Origin of the sequence: Gaiella sp., assembly GCF_039915195.1 — a bacterium.
Lineage (GTDB): Bacteria > Actinomycetota > Thermoleophilia > Gaiellales > Gaiellaceae > Gaiella.
In genome coordinates, this window is record NZ_JBDSNT010000132.1 from 1 (window position 1) to 17,598 (window position 17,598).

17 protein-coding genes, 1 pseudogene and 1 riboswitch are annotated in these 17,598 nt (G+C 67.1%); of the genes and pseudogenes, 8 read left to right on the plus strand and 10 right to left on the minus strand.

The genetic code is table 11. From position 1 onward, the window contains the following. The 4 genes from ABIR74_RS12265 to ABIR74_RS12280 form a co-directional block, all read right to left on the minus strand. Positions 1-739, minus strand: a 739-nt coding sequence (locus ABIR74_RS12265; RefSeq protein WP_348178522.1) for an NAD(P)-dependent oxidoreductase, incomplete at its 3' end; no start/stop codon positions are given. Between the two features lie 76 nt (positions 740-815). Then, positions 816-2,165 (minus strand): NAD(P)/FAD-dependent oxidoreductase, encoded by a 1,350-nt coding sequence (locus tag ABIR74_RS12270; RefSeq protein WP_348178524.1) that lies wholly within the window; start codon positions 2,163-2,165, stop codon positions 816-818. A gap of 68 nt (positions 2,166-2,233) precedes the next feature. Then, positions 2,234-3,367 carry a CapA family protein gene (locus ABIR74_RS12275; RefSeq protein ID WP_348178526.1) on the minus strand — a complete coding sequence of 378 codons (1,134 nt, stop codon included), beginning with the start codon at positions 3,365-3,367 and terminating at the stop codon, positions 2,234-2,236. Between the two features lie 9 nt (positions 3,368-3,376). Beyond that, positions 3,377-4,063, minus strand: coding sequence for a zinc metallopeptidase (locus ABIR74_RS12280; RefSeq protein ID WP_348178528.1), 687 nt, complete (start codon positions 4,061-4,063; stop codon positions 3,377-3,379). Positions 4,064-4,238: 175 nt separating this feature from the next. Continuing rightward, positions 4,239-4,361: riboswitch (SAM riboswitch) on the plus strand. A 94-nt stretch (positions 4,362-4,455) separates the two neighbouring features. Between ABIR74_RS12280 and ABIR74_RS12285 the strand changes: the two genes are divergently transcribed. The 3 genes from ABIR74_RS12285 to ABIR74_RS12295 all read left to right on the plus strand — a co-directional run bounded on the left by ABIR74_RS12285 (position 4,456) and on the right by ABIR74_RS12295 (position 8,188). Beyond that, positions 4,456-5,754, plus strand: coding sequence for an O-acetylhomoserine aminocarboxypropyltransferase/cysteine synthase family protein (locus ABIR74_RS12285; RefSeq protein WP_348178530.1), 1,299 nt, complete (start codon positions 4,456-4,458; stop codon positions 5,752-5,754). A 20-nt stretch (positions 5,755-5,774) separates the two neighbouring features. Further along, a complete protein-coding gene (locus ABIR74_RS12290; RefSeq protein ID WP_348178532.1) occupies positions 5,775-6,890 on the plus strand; it encodes a homoserine O-acetyltransferase in 1,116 nt (371 codons plus the stop codon). Between the two features lie 128 nt (positions 6,891-7,018). Next, positions 7,019-8,188 (plus strand): aminotransferase class I/II-fold pyridoxal phosphate-dependent enzyme, encoded by a 1,170-nt coding sequence (locus ABIR74_RS12295; protein ID WP_348178534.1) that lies wholly within the window; start codon positions 7,019-7,021, stop codon positions 8,186-8,188. Positions 8,189-8,321: 133 nt separating this feature from the next. Here ABIR74_RS12295 and ABIR74_RS12300 read toward each other — a convergent pair whose 3' ends face one another. Together ABIR74_RS12300 and ABIR74_RS12305 are read right to left on the minus strand one after the other, a co-directional pair. Beyond that, positions 8,322-8,678 (minus strand): cupin domain-containing protein, encoded by a 357-nt coding sequence (locus ABIR74_RS12300; RefSeq protein ID WP_348178536.1) that lies wholly within the window; start codon positions 8,676-8,678, stop codon positions 8,322-8,324. A 267-nt stretch (positions 8,679-8,945) separates the two neighbouring features. Continuing rightward, a pseudogene (locus ABIR74_RS12305) lies at positions 8,946-9,107 on the minus strand (YegP family protein); the annotation flags it as partial. A 138-nt stretch (positions 9,108-9,245) separates the two neighbouring features. Between ABIR74_RS12305 and ABIR74_RS12310 the strand changes: the two are divergent. The 5 genes from ABIR74_RS12310 (at position 9,246) to ABIR74_RS12330 (ending at position 12,491) form a co-directional block, all read left to right on the plus strand. After that, entirely contained in the window at positions 9,246-9,443 is a 198-nt protein-coding gene (locus tag ABIR74_RS12310; protein WP_348178538.1) for a hypothetical protein, read from the plus strand. A 4-nt stretch (positions 9,444-9,447) separates the two neighbouring features. Then, entirely contained in the window at positions 9,448-10,149 is a 702-nt protein-coding gene (locus tag ABIR74_RS12315) for a hypothetical protein (RefSeq protein WP_348178540.1), read from the plus strand. A 134-nt stretch (positions 10,150-10,283) separates the two neighbouring features. Next, on the plus strand, positions 10,284-11,744 hold the full coding sequence (ahcY, locus tag ABIR74_RS12320) for an adenosylhomocysteinase (RefSeq protein WP_348178542.1): 1,461 nt from the start codon (positions 10,284-10,286) through the stop codon (positions 11,742-11,744). Positions 11,745-11,850: 106 nt separating this feature from the next. After that, positions 11,851-12,075: a CopG family transcriptional regulator gene (locus tag ABIR74_RS12325; protein ID WP_348178544.1), complete on the plus strand. Its 225-nt coding sequence runs from the start codon at positions 11,851-11,853 to the stop codon at positions 12,073-12,075. Beyond that, positions 12,072-12,491, plus strand: a complete 420-nt coding sequence (locus ABIR74_RS12330; protein WP_348178546.1) for a PIN domain-containing protein — start codon at positions 12,072-12,074, stop codon at positions 12,489-12,491. The genes ABIR74_RS12325 and ABIR74_RS12330 overlap by 4 nt, the downstream gene beginning before the upstream one ends. A 21-nt stretch (positions 12,492-12,512) precedes the next feature. Here the strand turns inward: ABIR74_RS12330 and ABIR74_RS12335 are convergent, their stop codons facing one another. The 4 genes from ABIR74_RS12335 to ABIR74_RS12350 form a co-directional block, all read right to left on the minus strand. Continuing rightward, on the minus strand, positions 12,513-13,697 hold the full coding sequence (locus tag ABIR74_RS12335; RefSeq protein WP_348178587.1) for a glycine C-acetyltransferase: 1,185 nt from the start codon (positions 13,695-13,697) through the stop codon (positions 12,513-12,515). A gap of 35 nt (positions 13,698-13,732) precedes the next feature. After that, positions 13,733-14,767, minus strand: coding sequence for an L-threonine 3-dehydrogenase (tdh, locus tag ABIR74_RS12340; protein WP_348178548.1), 1,035 nt, complete (start codon positions 14,765-14,767; stop codon positions 13,733-13,735). 78 nt (positions 14,768-14,845) lie between these two features. Next, positions 14,846-16,192, minus strand: a complete 1,347-nt coding sequence (locus ABIR74_RS12345; protein WP_348178550.1) for a sulfatase-like hydrolase/transferase — start codon at positions 16,190-16,192, stop codon at positions 14,846-14,848. Further along, positions 16,189-17,595: a sulfatase-like hydrolase/transferase gene (locus ABIR74_RS12350; protein ID WP_348178552.1), complete on the minus strand. Its 1,407-nt coding sequence runs from the start codon at positions 17,593-17,595 to the stop codon at positions 16,189-16,191. The genes ABIR74_RS12345 and ABIR74_RS12350 overlap by 4 nt, the downstream gene beginning before the upstream one ends. Positions 17,596-17,598 lie beyond the last annotated feature (3 nt).

Sequence of the window (17,598 nt, forward strand, 5' to 3'; positions counted from 1 at the left end):
AGCCGGAGCCCGCGTGGTCGATCAGCGCCTGGAGGTCGTCGCGCACCGTCCCGAAGACACCCGCGCCGATGTTCAGCGCCTCGCCTCCGACCGGGGCCACGAAGCTGCGAGCGACTGCGTCAACGAGATCCTCGACGGCGAGCAGTTGGTAGAGGTTGCCGCCGTCGCCGAGGATCGGGATCCGCCGACCCTCGCGTATCCAGTCGAAGAGAATCTCGAAGACGCCGAGACGCTCGGGGCCGATGAACGTCTTGGGACGAATGATCGCGACATCGAGGCCGCGGCGGCCGAACTCGCCTGCCAGCAGCTCAGCCTCGATCTTGGACTCGCCGTACCACCCCACGCCGACGAGCGGGTCGGTCTCGTAGATCGGATGCCGCTCCGGCACGCCGTACACTGCCGTCGATGAGATCAGGACGACCCGCTTGACGCCCGCGCCGAGCGCGGCGGCGAGAACGTTGGCCGTGCCCTCGACGTTGACCGAGCGGATCGCCTCGCGCGATGACTGGATCGGCAGCGCCGCGGCGGCGTGGACGACGACATCCGCGCCCAACGCGAGCGCCCGCACGTCGCGCTCCGAGCGAATGTCCCCTCGTATCTCCTCGACTCCGCGCTCGAGCTCCGCGTCGTCGATTGGAGCGGTATCGAGGGTACGGACGGCGCCCCCGTCCGCGAGGACACGGCGTGCAAGGTGAAGGCCGAGAAACCCTGCACCGCCGGAGATCGAGACGAGACCCACGGGAAGAGGGTAAAGGCTCTGCGCACCACGGCGATCGGTTCTCCGATCGCCGTGGCGGACAGCAGCGTTCGAGTCGCTACAGCCCGTACGACTCGAGCAACTTGAGCCACAACTCGCTGCGTGTCGGGAACGAGGGCACAGCGTGCCAGAGATCGTCGATCGACACCTCCGCGACGACCGCGATCGTTGCAGCGTGGAGCGCCTCCGCGACCTCGGCGCCGGTGATCGTGGCGCCGACGATCACGCGCCGATCCTCGTCGACGATGATCCGCGCCGTTCCGGCAGCGCCGCGACCGACGAACGAGCCGCCCGCGTTCCCGCTCGTGTCGACGTCGACGTGCCGAACACGAAGCCCTGCCGCCTCCGCCCCCTCGAGGGTCAGGCCCACGGCACAGACCTGTGGGTCGGTGAAGATCACTCTCGGCGACTGCGCTCCGTCGGAACGAAGCTCTGAGCGTCGCCCGAGCACGATGTCGGCGGCGAGACGCGCCTGGTACTTCGCCATGTGCGTGAGCAGCGCGCGCCCGTTGACGTCACCGACCGCGAACAGCCAGTCGTGCCCGGGGACACGCATCTCATCCGTCACCTGAAGCGCGCTGTCGTCGCCAACAGCGATCGTCTCGAGCCCGATCCCGGCCACACCGGGTACGCGGCCGAAGGCAACGAGTACCTCGTCCGCATCGATGATCGACCCGTCGTCGAGCTCGAGCTCGACGTGATCCGAGCGCGTGACCCTGATCGCAGAACACTCGAGGCGCACATCGACGCCTCCTTCGCGAAGCGCCTCGAGAACCTGTACCGAGGCGAACGGCTCCTCGCGTTCGATCAGACGGTCGCTCCGATGCACGAGCGTGACCCGCGATCCGAGGGCAGCCCACGCCTGGGCCATTTCGACGCCGACGACACCGCCGCCGAGGATCGCGAACCGGGGAGGCGCCTTCGTGGCCGTCGTCGCCTCGATGTTCGTCCACGGCCGGGCCTCACGGAGACCCGGGATGTCGGGTACGAGCGCGGTCGAGCCCGTCGCGACGATCACGGCCTTCCGGGCGAGAAGCTCGTCATCGCCGACGACGACCCGACGCTCGCCGGCGAGGCGCCCGCGCCCGCGCACGAGCGTGACGCCACGCGCCTCGAGCCACGGCACCTGCCCGGCGTCGTCGAGCCGAGCGATCACGTCGTCGCGCCGCCGGAGCACCGCCGCGACATCGATCGGCCCGAGCTCGAGGCCGGGAACGCGCGAGACCTCCCGTGCGAGCTCGACCGGACGGAGCAGCGCCTTCGACGGCATGCAGGCGTAGTAGGAACACTCACCGCCGACGAGCCTGTCCTCAACGATGGCCACCGAAAGACCGTTCTCGCCGAGTCTCCCCGCCGCCACCTCACCGCCGACTCCGGCGCCGATCACCACCACGTCGAACTCGCGCACGCTGCCCTCCCGGTCGCTAGTGCCTGGTTTACTCTCGTGCTAGTCGTCGGTCGTGCTCGAAGCGTTACTCAGCGCGTGAGATTGCCGTTCGGCGACACCCTGACGCCGCGCCTGCCGAAATCCTGCCGGGAGAGCGTTCGCACGATTGTATGCGCGCTCTCGGCCGGGTCGAGCGCCGGAACTCCGGCCCCGATGAGCCGCGTCGGCACGAGGGTGCCGCTGTCGAACCCTCCGTCGCCGCGAAGCGTGATCCGAAGGACGCCGCTGAGCGAGAGCGGCCCGCCGAGCGCAAACACCTTGTACCCCGCGAAGTTCCCGAGCGAGTAGGCGATCAGCCGGCCCTTGTACCACTCCATACCGCGGAGGACGTGCGGACCGTGCCCGATCACGACGTCCGCGCCGGAGTCGACGACGGCATGCGAGAAGGCGACGACGTTGCCCCGATTCTCGCCGAGATATGTCTCTGTTCCCGGGGAGACGTGACTGTGCTCGGCGCCCTCGGCGCCCGCGTGCATCGTCACGATCACGACGTCGGCGTTCGCTGCGGCCTTCTTCACGAGCCTGCGTGCCGCCGGAATGTCCGTCAGCGGCTGCGCCCAGGGGTACGGCGCGAAACCGACGACAGCGACGTTGATCTCACCGACCTGCCGGTACGCGATCTGACCCGGGCGTCCGGTGTGGGCGAGACGCTGCTTCGCAAGCGCGGCGAGCGTTTGCTCCTGGCCGGAGGGGCCAAAGTCGTACGCGTGATTGTTGGCCAGGTTCATGATCGTAAACCCGGCCTTCTTCAGCCAGACGGCGTACGACGGAGGCGTCTGGAAGGCGTAGCAACTCGTGCTGCCCGACCCGCACTTCGAGCCACCACCCGTCGACAGCGTTCCCTCGAGGTTGCCGAGCACGACGTCCCCGGCGAGATCGGCCTTGACGCCGTTGAAGAACGAGCGGCCGCCGTCCGGGGGAAGGTTCGGGGTCGAGCCCATGACAATGTCCCCGGTCGCGACGATCGTGACGACGCCCGCGGGAGCCGCGCGCGACGTCTTCTTCTCCGCCCCAACCGGCTTCTTCGCCACATCTTGCTTCTCGGGCGCGGCCTGCACCTGCTCCGTCACCGGCTTCGGCGCGCCGTCGATGAGCAGCGTGAAGAGGAACGCGACGACGACTACGACGGCGCCCGCCCTCACGATCAGCGCCACGGGACGCACGCGAAGCGACTAGTCGCGGTTACCGAGAAACATCAGTGCGAAGTACGCGAGCTGCGAAAGCGCTGCGAGAGCAGCGGCGACATACGTCATCGCTGCGGCGCTGAGCACCTTGCTGACGCCCTGCTCCTCTCCGCCACCGACGAGGCCGAGCGAGTGAAGCTGCACCTTCGCGCGCTTCGACGCATCGAACTCGACGGGAAGCGTCACGAGCTGGAAGAGCACCACGACGGCGAAGAGGACGATGGCAACCTGGGCAAGCCCTGCAATCTGCAGGAACACGCCGGCGAGAAGAAGGAGCATCCAGGTCTGCGACGCAAAAGCGACGGCAGGGAACATCGTGCTCCGGACCCTGAACGGGCCGTACGCCTTCTCATGCTGGATCGCGTGGCCGACCTCATGCGCGGCGATCGCAACGGACGCTACAGCGTTCCCGTCGTGGACGCCGGGCGAAAGGTTGACGGTGCGATGTCGAGGATCGTAGTGATCCGAGAGCGGCCCACCCTGCGCCTGGTTGACGGGCACGCCCGAGAGCCCGTTGTGGTCGAGGATCATCCGCGCGACCTGCTCACCGGTCATACCGTTCGCGATCGGCACCTGCATCTGCTTCGCGACCGTGGTCTTCAGCCGATGCTGAATGATGAAGCCGAGGATCATCGGCGGAATCAGAAAGATGAAGTAAATGCCAAGATTTCCCATGAGCGCGATGATACCAAGCACCGGATCGGCTCAGGTGGATTTCAGTCGCCTCAGGCCGGCGTCGAGGCCATGCGTAACCTGTTTGCAACACACGGCGAGATTCGGCCGCGCTTCGCCCGACTCGCGGCGACTTTGGCGCGAGGGCGCTCATGTGTTACTTTCCGAAGTGAAGCGTCGCCCATCATGAGCGGTCGAGGGAACTGGCCCGACGAAACCGCCGCAACCGGGACACCCGTCCGACAGGTGCGAACTCCAGCCGCGAGCCGGCCGTCCCGGGCGGTGAGCGGGAAGATGGAAGACGTTGCACCCGCCGCCGGCGGGAGCACCGAGGCCCCGGGACAGGACGTCAGGGGCCTTTGTCGTTCCCGGGACTCGACGGAAGGAGCAGCAGGATGAGCAATCACAGGCCGGAGACGATCGCACTCCACGGCGGGCAGGTACCGGATCCGACGACGGGATCGCGCGCTGTCCCGATCTACCAGACGACCTCGTACGTCTTCGACGACACCCAGCACGCCGCGGATCTCTTCGCGCTCAAGGTGCCGGGGAACATCTACACGCGGATCATGAATCCGACCCAGGACGTCTTCGAGCAGCGCGTCACGCAGCTCGAGGGCGGTCTCGCAGCCGTCGCGACCGCGTCCGGCCAGTCGGCTGTCTCGTATTCCGTGCTCAACATCGCCCGTGCGGGGGACAACATCATCTCCGTCTCGACGCTCTACGGCGGAACGTACAACCTGTTCGCACACACGCTCCCGCAGTACGGGGTCGAGGTGCGCTTCGCGGATCCGGACGATCCCGGCGCGGTCGCCGCGCTGACCGACGAGAACACGAAGCTCGTCTTCGCGGAGACGATCGGCAATCCGAAGCTCAACGTGATCGACATCCGCGCCTGGGCCGACGCAGCGCACGCTCAGGGTCTCCCGCTGATCGTCGACAACACGGTGCCGACACCGATCCTCGCTCGTGTGTTCGAGCAGGGAGCAGACATCGCCGTTCACTCCGCCACGAAGTACATCGGCGGCCATGGAACGTCGATCGGGGGCATCGTCGTCGACTCGGGGAACTTCGACTGGACCGCGAACGCCGAGCGCTATCCGGGGCTGACGAAGCCCGATCCCTCCTATCACGGCGTCGTCTGGGCGGAGGCTCTCGGGCCGGCCGCCTACATCGGTCGGGTGCGCACAGTGCTCCTGCGCAACCTCGGAGCAGCCGCCTCGCCGTTCAACTCGTGGATGTTCATCCAGGGGCTCGAAACGCTGCCCTTGCGGATCGAGCGGCACTCGTCGAACGCGCTAGCGGTCGCCCGGCACCTGGAGGGGCACGATGCCGTCAACTGGGTGAACTACCCCGGGCTCGAATCGAACCCGTACAAGGAAGTCGCCGATCGCGTGCTCACCGGCGGGTACGGCGGGCTCGTCACGTTTGGCATCTCCGGCGGGCTCGAAGCCGGCAAGGCGTTCATCGAGAACCTCGAGCTCTTCAGCCACCTCGCGAACATCGGGGATGCGAAGTCGCTCGCGATCCACAACGCGTCGACGACGCACTCGCAACTGAACGAGGACGAGCTTGCGTCCTCCGGCGTGACGCAGGACACGGTCCGCCTGTCGATCGGGATCGAGAACGTCGCCGACATCATCGAGGACCTCGACCAGGCACTCGTCAAGGCAGCGGTTCCCGCGGCGGTCTGATCGACGCGAACGTGGGATCGGTGGGATACGTCGAGCCACTGCGGGTCGTCCTCTTCACGGAGGACGATCCGCTCGTGCTCGAGTCCGGTGCGCGCATCGCCCCCGTCGAGGTGCAGTACGAGGCGTACGGCACCCTCGCCGCCGACGGATCGAACGCAGTGTTCGTCTGCCACGCACTCACCGGCGATGCACATGCAGCAGGACATCACGGGGACGCGAAGCGGCCCGGCTGGTGGGACACGCTGATCGGGCCTGGGAAGCCGCTCGACACGGACTCGCTGTTCGTCATCTGCCCCAATCTGCTCGGCGGCTGCCAGGGAACAACCGGGCCGTCGTCGATCGACCCCTCGACCGGTAGCCCGTACGGGTTGCGGTTCCCCCACTTCACGGTCGCCGATCTCGTCACTGTCCACCGCCGCCTTCTCGCGCACCTCGGGATCGAGAAGCTGCACGGCGCGATCGGGGGATCGCTCGGTGGCATGCAGGTGCTCCAGTGGGCCCTCGATCACCCGACGGAGATCGAGAACGGGATCCTCGTCTGCGCCTCTGCGCGCCTGAGCGCACAGAACATCGCCTTCTCGGCGGTCGCACGCGCCTCTATCACGGGCGACGAACACTTCGCCGGCGGCGACTACTACGCGACCGGGGAGAAGCCCCGTGTCGGCCTCTCGATCGCGCGGATGATGGCGCACATCACCTACGTCTCCGAGGAGAGCCTCCGCCACAAGTTCGGGCGCGATCGCATCGGCGCGGAGCCGACGTTCGACATCGACTTCCAGGTCGAGAGCTACCTCGAGCACCAGGGCCAGACGTTCCTCGACCGGTTCGACGCGAACTCGTACCTCTACCTCACCCGCGTGATGGACTACTTCGACCCGTTCGCCGACGAGGCCGCCGTGATCGCTCGCCTCCGGGAAGTGCAGACGCGATTCCTCGTCGTCTCGTTCGACACGGACTGGCGCTTCCCGACTGCGCACTCGACCGAGATCGCGCGCGTGCTCGCGCTCGCGGGCTGCGACGTCGTCCAGGAGGAGGTCGCCTCACCCTGGGGACACGACTCCTTCCTGCTCGAGGTGCCGCGCTACCACGAGCTCGTGGCGGGACAACTGGCGGCCGTCCCGGCACGAGATAGGTAGCCGCGCCCGGGCGATAGCTCTAGCCGAGCGCCGCCGCAATCGCCGCGAACGCCGCGAACGCCCGAGAGCGGTCGCGGGACGACGCATACCGCGACCAGGTCCGACGGACTCCCCGTAGGCTTGTGAGGATGGATTTCCGCCGCGTCGACAACCTCCCGCCGTACGTTCTCGCTGTCATCCGCGAGCTCACGCTCGAGCTGCGGCGTGGAGGCGCCGACGTGGTCGACCTCGGCTTCGGCAACCCCGACCTCCCCTCACCGGAGCTCGCAGTCGAGAAGCTCACCGAGGCGGCCCGGAATCCGCGCAACCACCGCTACTCGGCGTCGAAGGGCATCCCCAACCTTCGCCTCGCCGCCGCGACGCTCTACAAGCGCCAGTTCGACGTCGATCTCGACCCGGACACGCAGGTGCTGAACACGATCGGGGCCAAGGAGGGCCTTTCACATCTGATGTGGGTGCTCCTCGAGCCGGGCGACTCGGCGCTCGTGCCGAGCCCGAGCTACCCGATCCACATCCACGCGCCGATCCTGGCCGGAGCATCGGTGACGCGCGTCCCGATGGGAGCCGACGAGGATCTCTTCGCGAACCTCGAAGAGGCCTGGGAGCGCGCCCAGCCGAAACCACGTGTCGTCATCCTCTCGTTCCCCCACAACCCGACGACCGCGACGGTCGACCTCGCCTTCATGAAGCGAGTCGTCGACTTCGCCCGGGAGCACGAGTTGCTCGTCGTCCACGACTTCGCCTATGCCGACCTCGTGTTCGACGGCTACAAGGCGCCCTCGATCCTGCAGGTCCCCGGCGCCGACGAGGTCGCGGTCGAGCTCTATACGTTGACGAAGTCGTTCTCGATGGCGGGGTGGCGGGTCGGGTTCGTCGTCGGGAACGCTGCCGTCGTTGCCGCGCTCGCGCGACTCAAGTCGTGGCTCGACTACGGCACCTTCCAGCCGATCCAGATCGCCGCGACGGTGACGATGAACGAACTCCCCGACTACCCACGGGAGGCGTCCGCAGTCTATGAATCCCGCCGGGACTCTCTCTGCGACGGTCTCGATCGTGCTGGCTGGTCCTTCCCGAAGCCGAAGGGCTCGATGTTCGTCTGGGCGCCGATCCCGGAGCGGTTCCGCTCGCTCGGGTCGCTCGCGTTCGCGGAGCGGCTCGCTCGCGAGGCGAGCGTCGCCGTGTCACCCGGGGTCGGCTTCGGTGCAGACGGCGACGGGTTCGTGCGCTTCGCACTCGTCGAGAACGAGCAGCGCATCGGCCAGGCCGTGCGCAGCATCCGAAGCTTCCTCGCGGGCTAGCCTCTTCCAAGCCGGCGCACTGGCGTGAGGCCGCCTTCTCGTGACGTGCGGGCAGAGGAACTGTCGGCTAGCTTCAGGTTCGACGCGAAGCGTGACAGCAAACATCATCTGATGCGAGGGGGTGACACGGGCCTCAATCGCTCCCTCGCCTCAGGTAGGCGTCATCGCCGCGAACCCAGTCGTCGCGCACCGGGGCGAAGACGTCGAGGACGAGCGAGTCCTCCAGGGCCTCGACGTCGTGAGACACGCCACTCGGGACGAACATGCTGTCGCCTCTCGCGACCAGGTGCACCTCGTCGCCGACGACGAATCGCAATCGGCCCTCGAGCACAGTTGCGACCTGCTCGTGAGGATGAGAGTGGCTCGGCACGATCGCGCCAGCGCTCAGATGGATGCGAGCGATCGTCATCATCTCGGTGTTGACGACCTGCCGTCCGATCAACGGGGTCAGCTCCTCGACCGGCTCGTCGGCCCAACGCTGGATCGGCATGCGGCGAGTCTATGCACGCGGGGTGATCATCGTCGACCCGTATCCGCGAACGCTCGAGCAGATCTTCTAGGAGTAGTTCCCAGGAGCTGCGGCCGGGGTGGGGCCTGAATCCCCACCCCCTCACCGCCGCTCGGACTACTTCTTCTTGGCTGCGGGCCGCTTGGCAGCCGGCTTCTTGGCAGCAGGCTTCTTGGCAGCAGGCTTGGCTGCGACCTTCTTCGCGGCCGGCTTTGCCGCGGGCTTCGCGGCCGATGCCGCGGCGGCAACGGTCAAGTCGACGATCCTGGCGCCCGCAGCGAGCTTCTGCACCGAGGCGACGCCTCTCATCGCTGCCGCCTTGTTCTCGTACGCCTGGCTCGATGCGACGATCTGGCCGTTGGTCGAGACGAGCGAGAAGCGGAACTTCCCGGTCGGCCCCTTCTTGATCATGAACTTTCCGGGCACGAGTGCCTCCCGTTCCGAAGGTTGATGTGGAGCTTCTGCGTTCATCGTTACAGGCGGGCAGGAGGGCGCCCGCCGAACGAGACTCGCCGGCGAGATCTCGTGTCCTCCTACACTGGGCAGGCGATGGACATGACACCCGCCGAATTCCTGATCGCCGTCGCGATCGCCGCAGGCATCTCGATGCTGACATTCAGACACGCAGACAAGCACGGCAGCACGCACGCAACGGCCTGGGGGATCGGGGCGTTCCTCGCAGCGGGCGTCGTCTTGCCGGTCTACTTCCTCAGGTACTGGCTGCGCAAGCGGCGACCGACGGCCTAGCGACATGTCTGCGCTGAGCGGCAACGGCGAGCCCGAGTGGCTGCTCCCGATCGACCTCACGGTCGACTCCTACGCGCCCGAGCAGATCGCCTACGCGCTGCGCCTTCGCCATGCGCTGTATCTCCGCGAGGCACAACGTCTCGCTCTCGACGGATTCGTTCCCGACATGACCGGGCTGACGGCCGGTGTCCACGAGGAGACCCGCCGCTATCTGACCGCGGAACCGTGGCTCGCGCACTCGGTACTCGCGTCCGCGGTGGCTGCGGTCGAGCGCGCAACGCTCGCGGCACTCGAGGCAATCGTCGACGCCTCACGACCGGCAGCACGGCCCGCAGCGGGATCGACACCTCGACCGATCAGGCGCCTGACGCTTCAGCCGTCCGCGACGATCGTCGGAAACATGGCAGTCCGCAAGAAGTCCACGGGTGACGGGATCGAGCTGGCGTGGGACGTCGCTCCAGGGGTGACGGAGTGGACGATCCGGGTCAGCGTCCGCCCCGATCCGCGGCAGGACTACGTCGAGGGCGAGCTCCTCACGCTGCCGTTGGCAGCGGCTCGGTTCGAGGTCGCGCTCGACGAGCTCCCCCGGCGGATCCAGCTCTACGGTCTTGCGCGCGACGGCCGCATCGTCCGCCGTGCCGTCGTCTCGGCATTGACGAGCGGGAACAGCAGCGCACAGTGGAAGCGGCAGGCGACGGCGAGCTGACGACCGGCGCCGGCTCCTCGGGATGGGCACGCTCGGGTACTCTCCATGGTGTCGCCCAACCCGCGACGACCGAGCTTTCAACGCACCAACATGAACCTGCCGCGGCTGTGCGCCGCGCGTCCAAGGAGACACTGATGACCCAGATCGCTGTTCGTGAACTGTCGGCTACGGACTTCCGCGTTGCGGATCTCTCGCTCGCCGAGTACGGCCGTAGAGAGATAACGATCGCCGAGCACGAGATGCCCGGGCTCATGGCGATGCGCCGCGAATTCGGCGACGAGCAACCCCTCCGCGGGGCTCGCATCACCGGCTCGCTCCACATGACGATCCAGACGGCGGTGCTGATCGAGACGCTCGTCGCGCTCGGCGCCGAGGTGCGCTGGGCGTCGTGCAACATCTTCTCGACCCAGGATCATGCCGCTGCCGCCGTGGCGGTCGGTCCGAACGGGACACCCGAGCAGCCGAGCGGCGTGCCGGTGTTCGCGTGGAAGGGCGAAACTCTGACGGAGTACTGGTGGTGCACCGAGCAGGCGCTGACGTGGCCGGACGGTGGCCCGAACATGCTGCTCGACGACGGCGGCGACGCCACGATGCTCGTGCACAGGGGCCTCGAGTTCGAGAGGGCGGGCGCCGTGCCCGATCCGGCCTCGGCCGAGTCGGAGGAGTTCGTGGTCTTCCTCACGCTGCTCCAGGCATCGATCGCCGAGGACGCCGGGAAGTGGACGGGAATCGCCGCCGACATCAAGGGCGTCACCGAGGAGACGACGACCGGCGTGCACCGGCTCTACCAGATGGCGGAGGCCGGAACCCTGCTCTTCCCCGCGATCAACGTCAACGACTCCGTCACGAAGAGCAAGTTCGACAACCTCTACGGCTGCCGCCACTCACTCGTCGACGGGATCAACCGTGCAGTCGACCTGATGCTCGCGGGCAAGCTCTGCGTCGTCTGCGGCTACGGCGACGTCGGTAAGGGCTCGGCCGAATCGCTGCGAGCTCAGGGGGCGCGCGTCGTCGTGACCGAGATCGACCCGATCTGCGCACTGCAGGCACTGATGGAGGGCTTCGAGGTGCGGACGCTCGACGACGTGATCGACACGGCGGACGTCGTGATCACGGCGACCGGCAACAAGGACATCGTCACGGTCGAGCAAATGCAGCGGATGAAGCACCTGTCGGTCGTCGGCAACATCGGCCACTTCGACAACGAGATCGACATGGCCGGGCTCGCCGCACTACCGGGCATCGAGCGGATCCAGATCAAGCCGCAGGTCGACCAGTGGGTCTTCCCCGACGGGCACGCCATCATCATCCTCTCGGAGGGGCGGCTGCTCAACCTCGGCAACGCGACCGGGCATCCGAGCTTCGTAATGAGCAACTCGTTCACGAACCAGACGATCGCGCAGATCGAGCTGTTCACCCGGGCGGACGAGTACCCGCTCGGCGTCCATGTACTGCCGAAGCACCTTGACGAGAAGGTCGCACGCCTCCACGTCGAGGCACTCGGCGCAAGGCTCACGAAGCTGCGTCCCGACCAGGCCGCCTACATCGGCATCCCGGTCGACGGGCCGTACAAGCCCGACCAGTACCGCTACTAGAAGCCGGTCGGGTCGCGCCCGCGAGGCGCGGGCGTGACCCGACCGGGCGATTCCACGCGCTTAACCACGGTTGACAGCGTCGATCGCGAATGGCACCCTACGTAGGGTGAAAAAGACCAGCCTCTACCTCGAGCCCGAACTCGACCTCGCGCTCGCGCGCCGGGCAGCCGTCGTCGGCGTCACGAAGGCAGAGCTGATCCGCCAGGCGCTCAGGAACGCCGTCGGCGACTCCGCCCAGCCGAGACTCACGGCGATCGGGGTCGGATCAGGCCCCGGATGGGTTTCGAGCGACACCGATCGGGCTCTCGCGGAGTCAGGGTTCGGCGAGTGATCGTCGTTGACACCTCAGTCGCCTATGCCCTCATCGACGCGCGCGACGCCGGGCACGAGGCAGCGCGATCGTGGTACGACCGGCCCCACCGCGACCTCCTGACCACACCACTCGTGCTGGCGGAGGTCGATCACCTCGCTGCGGCACGGCTGGGTGCCGCGGCGCGCTCGGCGTTCCTCGAAGACATCGACCGCGGCGGCTACACGATCGCCTGGTGGAGCTCGGCTGTTGCCGAGTCAGTGCGGATCGCGCAGAGGTACGGGGATCTCGGGGTGAGCCTCACCGATGCCTCACTTGTCGCGCTGGCGGCACGACTCGAGACGACATCAATCGCAACGTTCGACGAGCGACACTTCCGCGCAGTCCAGCCACTCACCGGCGAGCCCGCGTTCACGCTCCTGCCGGTCGACGGCTGAGTCGTAGCGTCCATACTCGAATCAGATCCCGAGCTCGTCTCGAACCGCAACGAACTGCGCCACCGCGAAATCGACGTCTTCGACGCTGTGGGCCGCAGAAAGCTGTGTACGGATGCGGGCCGTGTCGCGTGGGACGACCGGGAACGAGAAGCTGATCGCGTAGACGCCACGCGCCCAGAGGAGCTCCGCGAAGCGCGCCGACACAGCAGCGTCGCCGAGCATGACCGGAACGATCGGGTGCGTTCCCTCGACGATGTCGAATCCCGCCTCGCTCATCGCAGAGCGGAAGCGGGCAGTGTTCGCCCAGAGGCGGTCACGCAACTCGGGCGAGCCCTCGACGAGCTCGATCGCCTTCAGCCCGGCAGCCGCGATCGGCGGCGCCACGCTGTTCGAGAAGAGATACGGTCGCGCGCGCTGACGCAGCAGCTCGACGATCTCACGGCGGCCCGAGACGTAGCCGCCCGAGGCGCCGCCCATCGCCTTGCCGAGCGTTCCCGTGATGATGTCGACGCGCTCGGTGACGCCGTGCAGCTCGGGGGTGCCACGCCCGTTCGGGCCGACGAACCCGACGGCATGCGAGTCGTCGACCATGACGAGCGCGTTGTGACGGTCGGCGAGCTCGCAGATGCCCTCGAGGTCGGCGATGTGGCCGTCCATCGAGAAGACGCCGTCGGTCGCGATCATCCGAGTATGAGCGCCCGCCGCCTCGGTGAGCCGCGCCTCGAGCTCGCCGAGATCGCCGTTCGCGTAGCGGAATCGCGCGGCCTTGCAGAGCCGGATCCCGTCGATGATCGAGGCGTGGTTGAGCGCATCCGAGATCACTGCATCGTCGGGGCCGAGTAGTGCCTCGAACAGGCCCCCGTTGGCATCGAAGCAGGAGCCAAAGAGAATCGTGTCCTCGGTGCCGAGGAAGGCGGAGAGCCGCTCCTCGAGCTGCTTGTGCAGCGTCTGGGTGCCGCAGATGAAGCGCACCGACGCCATCCCGAATCCGAAGCGCTCGAGCGCATCACGCGCCGCTTCGATCACGGCCGGATGATCAGCGAGCCCGAGGTAGTTGTTCGCACAGAAGTTGAGGAGGGCCCCTAAGCCCTCGACCTCGACGTGCGCCGACTGCGGCGAGGAGAGCACGAGCTCGCCCTTGTACAGACGCGCCTCTCTGAGATCGTCGAGCTGCCCGACGAGCTCCTGCTGGAGTGATCCGTACACGGCGCCTCCTTTCGGGATGGGCATGCGCCCATCCCCTACGGGATATCGGTCCAGTCGAGTATCACCTTCCCGGAGCCTCCCGAGGCGGCGATCGAGAACGCCTCCTCGAAGTCGAGGTGGGAAAACCGGTGCGTGATCACAGGGCTGATGTCGAGACCCGCCTGCACCATTACGGCCATCTGGTACCAGGTTTCATACATCTCCCGGCCGTAGATGCCCTTCAGGGTGAGCATGTTGAAGACGATCGGAGTGAAGTCGATCGGCACCTCGCCTGTCTGGATCCCGAGTAGCGCGACGCGCCCACCGTGCGCCATTGCGGGCAGGAGGCCACGCAGCGCCGCCGCCTGGCCGGACATCTCGAGCGCGACGTCGAAGCCCTCGGTCATACCGAGATCGCGCTGGATCTCCTCGAAACCATCCTTCGTCGGGTCGATCGCTGCAGTCGCACCCATCTGCAGCGCGAGCCCGCAGCGGTAGGCGTTCGGGTCGGAGATGACAATGTGTCGGGCACCGGCATGTCGGGCGACGGCCACGGCCATGCAGCCGATCGGGCCGGCCCCGGTGACGAGCACGTCCTCACCGAGCACGGGGAACGCGAGCGCAGTGTGCACGGCGTTGCCGAAGGGGTCGAAGATCGAGGCGACATCCTCGTCGACGCCGTCCCAGTGGTGCCAGATGTTCGTCATCGGGAGCGCCACGAGCTCCGCGAACGCTCCGGGCCGCTGCACTCCGAGCCCGATCGAGTGCGCGCAGAGGTGCCGCCGACCGGCCATGCAGTTGCGACAGCGGCCGCAGACGACGTGCCCTTCGCCACTGACAATGTCACCGGTCGTGAAGTCGTTCACGTTCGAACCGACCTCGACGATCTCACCGACGAACTCGTGACCGATCACGAGCGGCACCGGGATGGTCTTCTGCGCCCACGCGTCCCAGGAATGAATGTGAAGGTCAGTGCCACAGATCCCGGTCTTGCGAACCCGGATCAGGACGTCGTTGATTCCGATCTCCGGCGCCGGAACATCCTCGAGCCAGAGGCCTGGCTCTGCTCTCGCTTTGACGAGCGCTCTCACCGTTCGGGCTCCGATCGTCGTTCGGTCGGCACGGACCGGCGCCCGCGCTCGAGGCGGAGTATCGCAACCCCGTTCACTTCAGGCGACCGGACATCGTTCTTCGAGCACGTCTACCGCCCAGTGCTCGTACGCCTCGCGAAGTCGCGCGGTGATCTCCGGCTTCGCTGCGGTGAAGTTCGTCACCTCGGGCGGGTCGGCGACGAGCGATGCGAGGTGCCATCGCCCGAGTTCGCGGTTTCCTTCGGGGTGACGCGAGTGCTGCCCTGTCGTATCGACCCCGTTGAACAGGAGCTTCCAGTCGCCCTCTCGCACCATCCAACGATCCTGCCACTGGAGACAGAGTGTCTCGTACGGTGTGCGAGCCGTCGAGTCGTTGAGGATGGGCCATAGGCTCCGGCCGTCCAGTACGCCATCGGCACCGGGTTCCGGGACGCCACATGCCGCCAGAATCGTGGGCATCACGTCCATGTTCGTCACGAGCTGGTTTCGAACCTCGCCGGCGGGGATCGTTCCCGGGAGGCTGAGGATTGTCGGAACGCGAATGCCGCCTTCGAGGAAGCTTCCCTTCGCCCCGCGCCACGGTCCTGTGTCTCCCCCGCCACCTCGTGCGCCATAGCTCTCGCCCCAGTTGGCGAAGTCTTCGGTCGAGTGGCCGTGGTCGCTCGTGTAACAGACGAGCGTGCGCTCGCGAAGTCCTAGTCGATCGACCGCCTCGAGTATCTGCCCGACGCGCCGGTCGAGTGTTGCGACCATTGCGGCATACGATGCTCGGGGCTCGGGCAGGTGCGCGCACGCTTCCGCGAGATCGACGTCCGGCTGGTACGGGTAGTGGGGAAGGTTGGGGGCCACGTGCAGGTAGAAGGGGCGGCGGTATTCCTGCTCGAGAAACCTCAGGGCTCGCTCCGTCACCAGGTCAGGGAAGTAGCGGCCGTCCGAGAAGACCTCCGCCTCGTTCTCCCAGAGGTCGTGGAATGGTGGTTGTTCCGGCTTCGCGTGGAGAAACTGGTGCGAGTAGTTGTCGATAAAGCCTCCCAAGTGCCCGAAGAATTCGTCGAAGCCGCAGTCGCGCGGTCGACTCCCTGGCCGGGATCCCAGGTGCCACTTGCCAAAGAGACCTGTCCGGTAGCCACGAGATCGCAGCATCGAGGCGAGCGTGACGGCGTTCGAGGCTACACCCACGCCCCTTTCGTCCGACGGATGGTTCGAGCACCAGTCGTTGATCCCACATCGTTGTGGGTAGCGACCCGTCAGGAGTGCCGCGCGTGAGGGGCAGCACACCGTGTGCCCGTAGGCCTGCGTAAACCGTGTCCCGCGAGCCGCGAGCGCGTCGAGCGCCGGCGTAAGCAGGTCGGCAGAGCCGTAGCACCCCGCGTCGAGGGTGCCATGGTCGTCGGCCTGGATGAGGATCACGTTCGGTGGCGTCACAACAGCCGATCGTCGACGTTACCCGCCCTGTCTGCCTCGACCGAGGCGAACCACTCCTCGAGTGCCGCGCTCATGGCCAGAACACGGTCGGGCTCGCTCGCGGCGAGATCGTTCTGCTCGAACGGGTCGGTCTCGAGATCGAAGAGCAGGGGCGCGGGCGGGTCGCCCGGATCGAACTCAGGGAGCGGCGAGCGGTCGACCTCCTTGATCGCGTCCTGCCCGCGGAAGTTGAGGGCCTTGTCGACCAGCCGATCCCCGTCGGTGACCTTCATCAGCGAGTCGATCGAGGGCCGCACGAGCTTCCAGTCGCCGTCCCGCATCGCCGCATTGCCCTCGATCCGAGGCGCGTACCGGTTGCACTGCCAGAACCGCTGCTCCACTACATCGCTCTCCTCGCCCGCGAGCACCCCGCCCACATCGCTCCCGTCCAAGTCCAGGGCTTTGGGTACGTCGATGCCGGCGGCCGCCGCGAGGGTCGGCAGCCAGTCGGTGAAGTGCACCATCGACTCCTCGATTCGCCCGGGCTCGACCCGGCCCGGCCAGCGGACGATCGCCGGCACACGGATCCCGCCCTCGAAGACGTAGTGCTTCGCCCCGCGCCAGCCGTAGTTGAAACGGTCGAGGCTGACGCCGAGAACCTCGCCGAGGTAGGGGCCGTTATCGCTCGTGAATAGGACGATCGTGTCGTCGGCGAGGCCGAGCTCGTGCAACGTCGCGTCGATCCTGCCGATTCCCGCGTCCATTACCTCGACCATCGCGTAAGTCAGCGCGGCGCCGAGCGTCTCCCCCGCGTCGGTATATCGCTGGACGATCTCCTCCGGCGCCTGCATCGGGAAGTGTGGGGCGTTGTAGGCGACTACGAGGAAGAACGGCTCGTCCGCATGCCGCCGGACGAACGCGTCTGCGTGCTCGGTGAACACATCGGTCAGGTAGCGGCGGTCGCCCTCGACCTCGACTCCGTCGATATCGAGGGCGTAATCGTAGTAGTCGGAGCCCCCGCCGCAGAAGCCCACAAACTCCTCGAAGCCGCGGGCGTTCGGGTGGAAGCGTGGATCGAGCGCGCCGTTGTGCCACTTCCCGACGAGCCCTGTTCGATATCCCGCCGATCGGAAGAGGTCGGCGATCGTGGTCTCGGACAGAGCAATCCGGTCGAGCCCCCGACCCTGCAGCGTGTCGATCGCACCGGTGCGGTGGGGGTAGCGTCCGGTGAGGAGCGCGGCGCGTGAGGGCGCGCACACGGGCGAGCCCGAGTAGTGCTGCGCCAGACAGACTCCCTCCGCGGCGATCGCGTTGAGGTGGGGCGTCGAGCTGCGACCGTCGTTGAAGAGGCCGAGGTCGCCGTAGCCCATGTCGTCCGCCACGACGATGACGACATTTGGTCGGTGCGCCTCTACCACGGTCATTGT

What these genes read in the sequence shown, in the direction of transcription:
- ABIR74_RS12280 (WP_348178528.1), bottom strand. Translation starts at nt 4,063, where the DNA reads ATGGGAAATCTTGGCATTTACTTCATCTTTCTGATTCCGCCGATGATC.
- ABIR74_RS12285 (WP_348178530.1), top strand. Translation starts at nt 4,456, where the DNA reads ATGAGCAATCACAGGCCGGAGACGATCGCACTCCACGGCGGGCAGGTA.
- ABIR74_RS12295 (WP_348178534.1), top strand. Translation starts at nt 7,019, where the DNA reads ATGGATTTCCGCCGCGTCGACAACCTCCCGCCGTACGTTCTCGCTGTC.
- ABIR74_RS12300 (WP_348178536.1), bottom strand. Translation starts at nt 8,678, where the DNA reads ATGCCGATCCAGCGTTGGGCCGACGAGCCGGTCGAGGAGCTGACCCCG.
- ABIR74_RS12310 (WP_348178538.1), top strand. Translation starts at nt 9,246, where the DNA reads ATGGACATGACACCCGCCGAATTCCTGATCGCCGTCGCGATCGCCGCA.
- ABIR74_RS12315 (WP_348178540.1), top strand. Translation starts at nt 9,448, where the DNA reads ATGTCTGCGCTGAGCGGCAACGGCGAGCCCGAGTGGCTGCTCCCGATC.
- ahcY (WP_348178542.1), top strand. Translation starts at nt 10,284, where the DNA reads ATGACCCAGATCGCTGTTCGTGAACTGTCGGCTACGGACTTCCGCGTT.
- ABIR74_RS12350 (WP_348178552.1), bottom strand. Translation starts at nt 17,595, where the DNA reads ATGACCGTGGTAGAGGCGCACCGACCAAATGTCGTCATCGTCGTGGCG.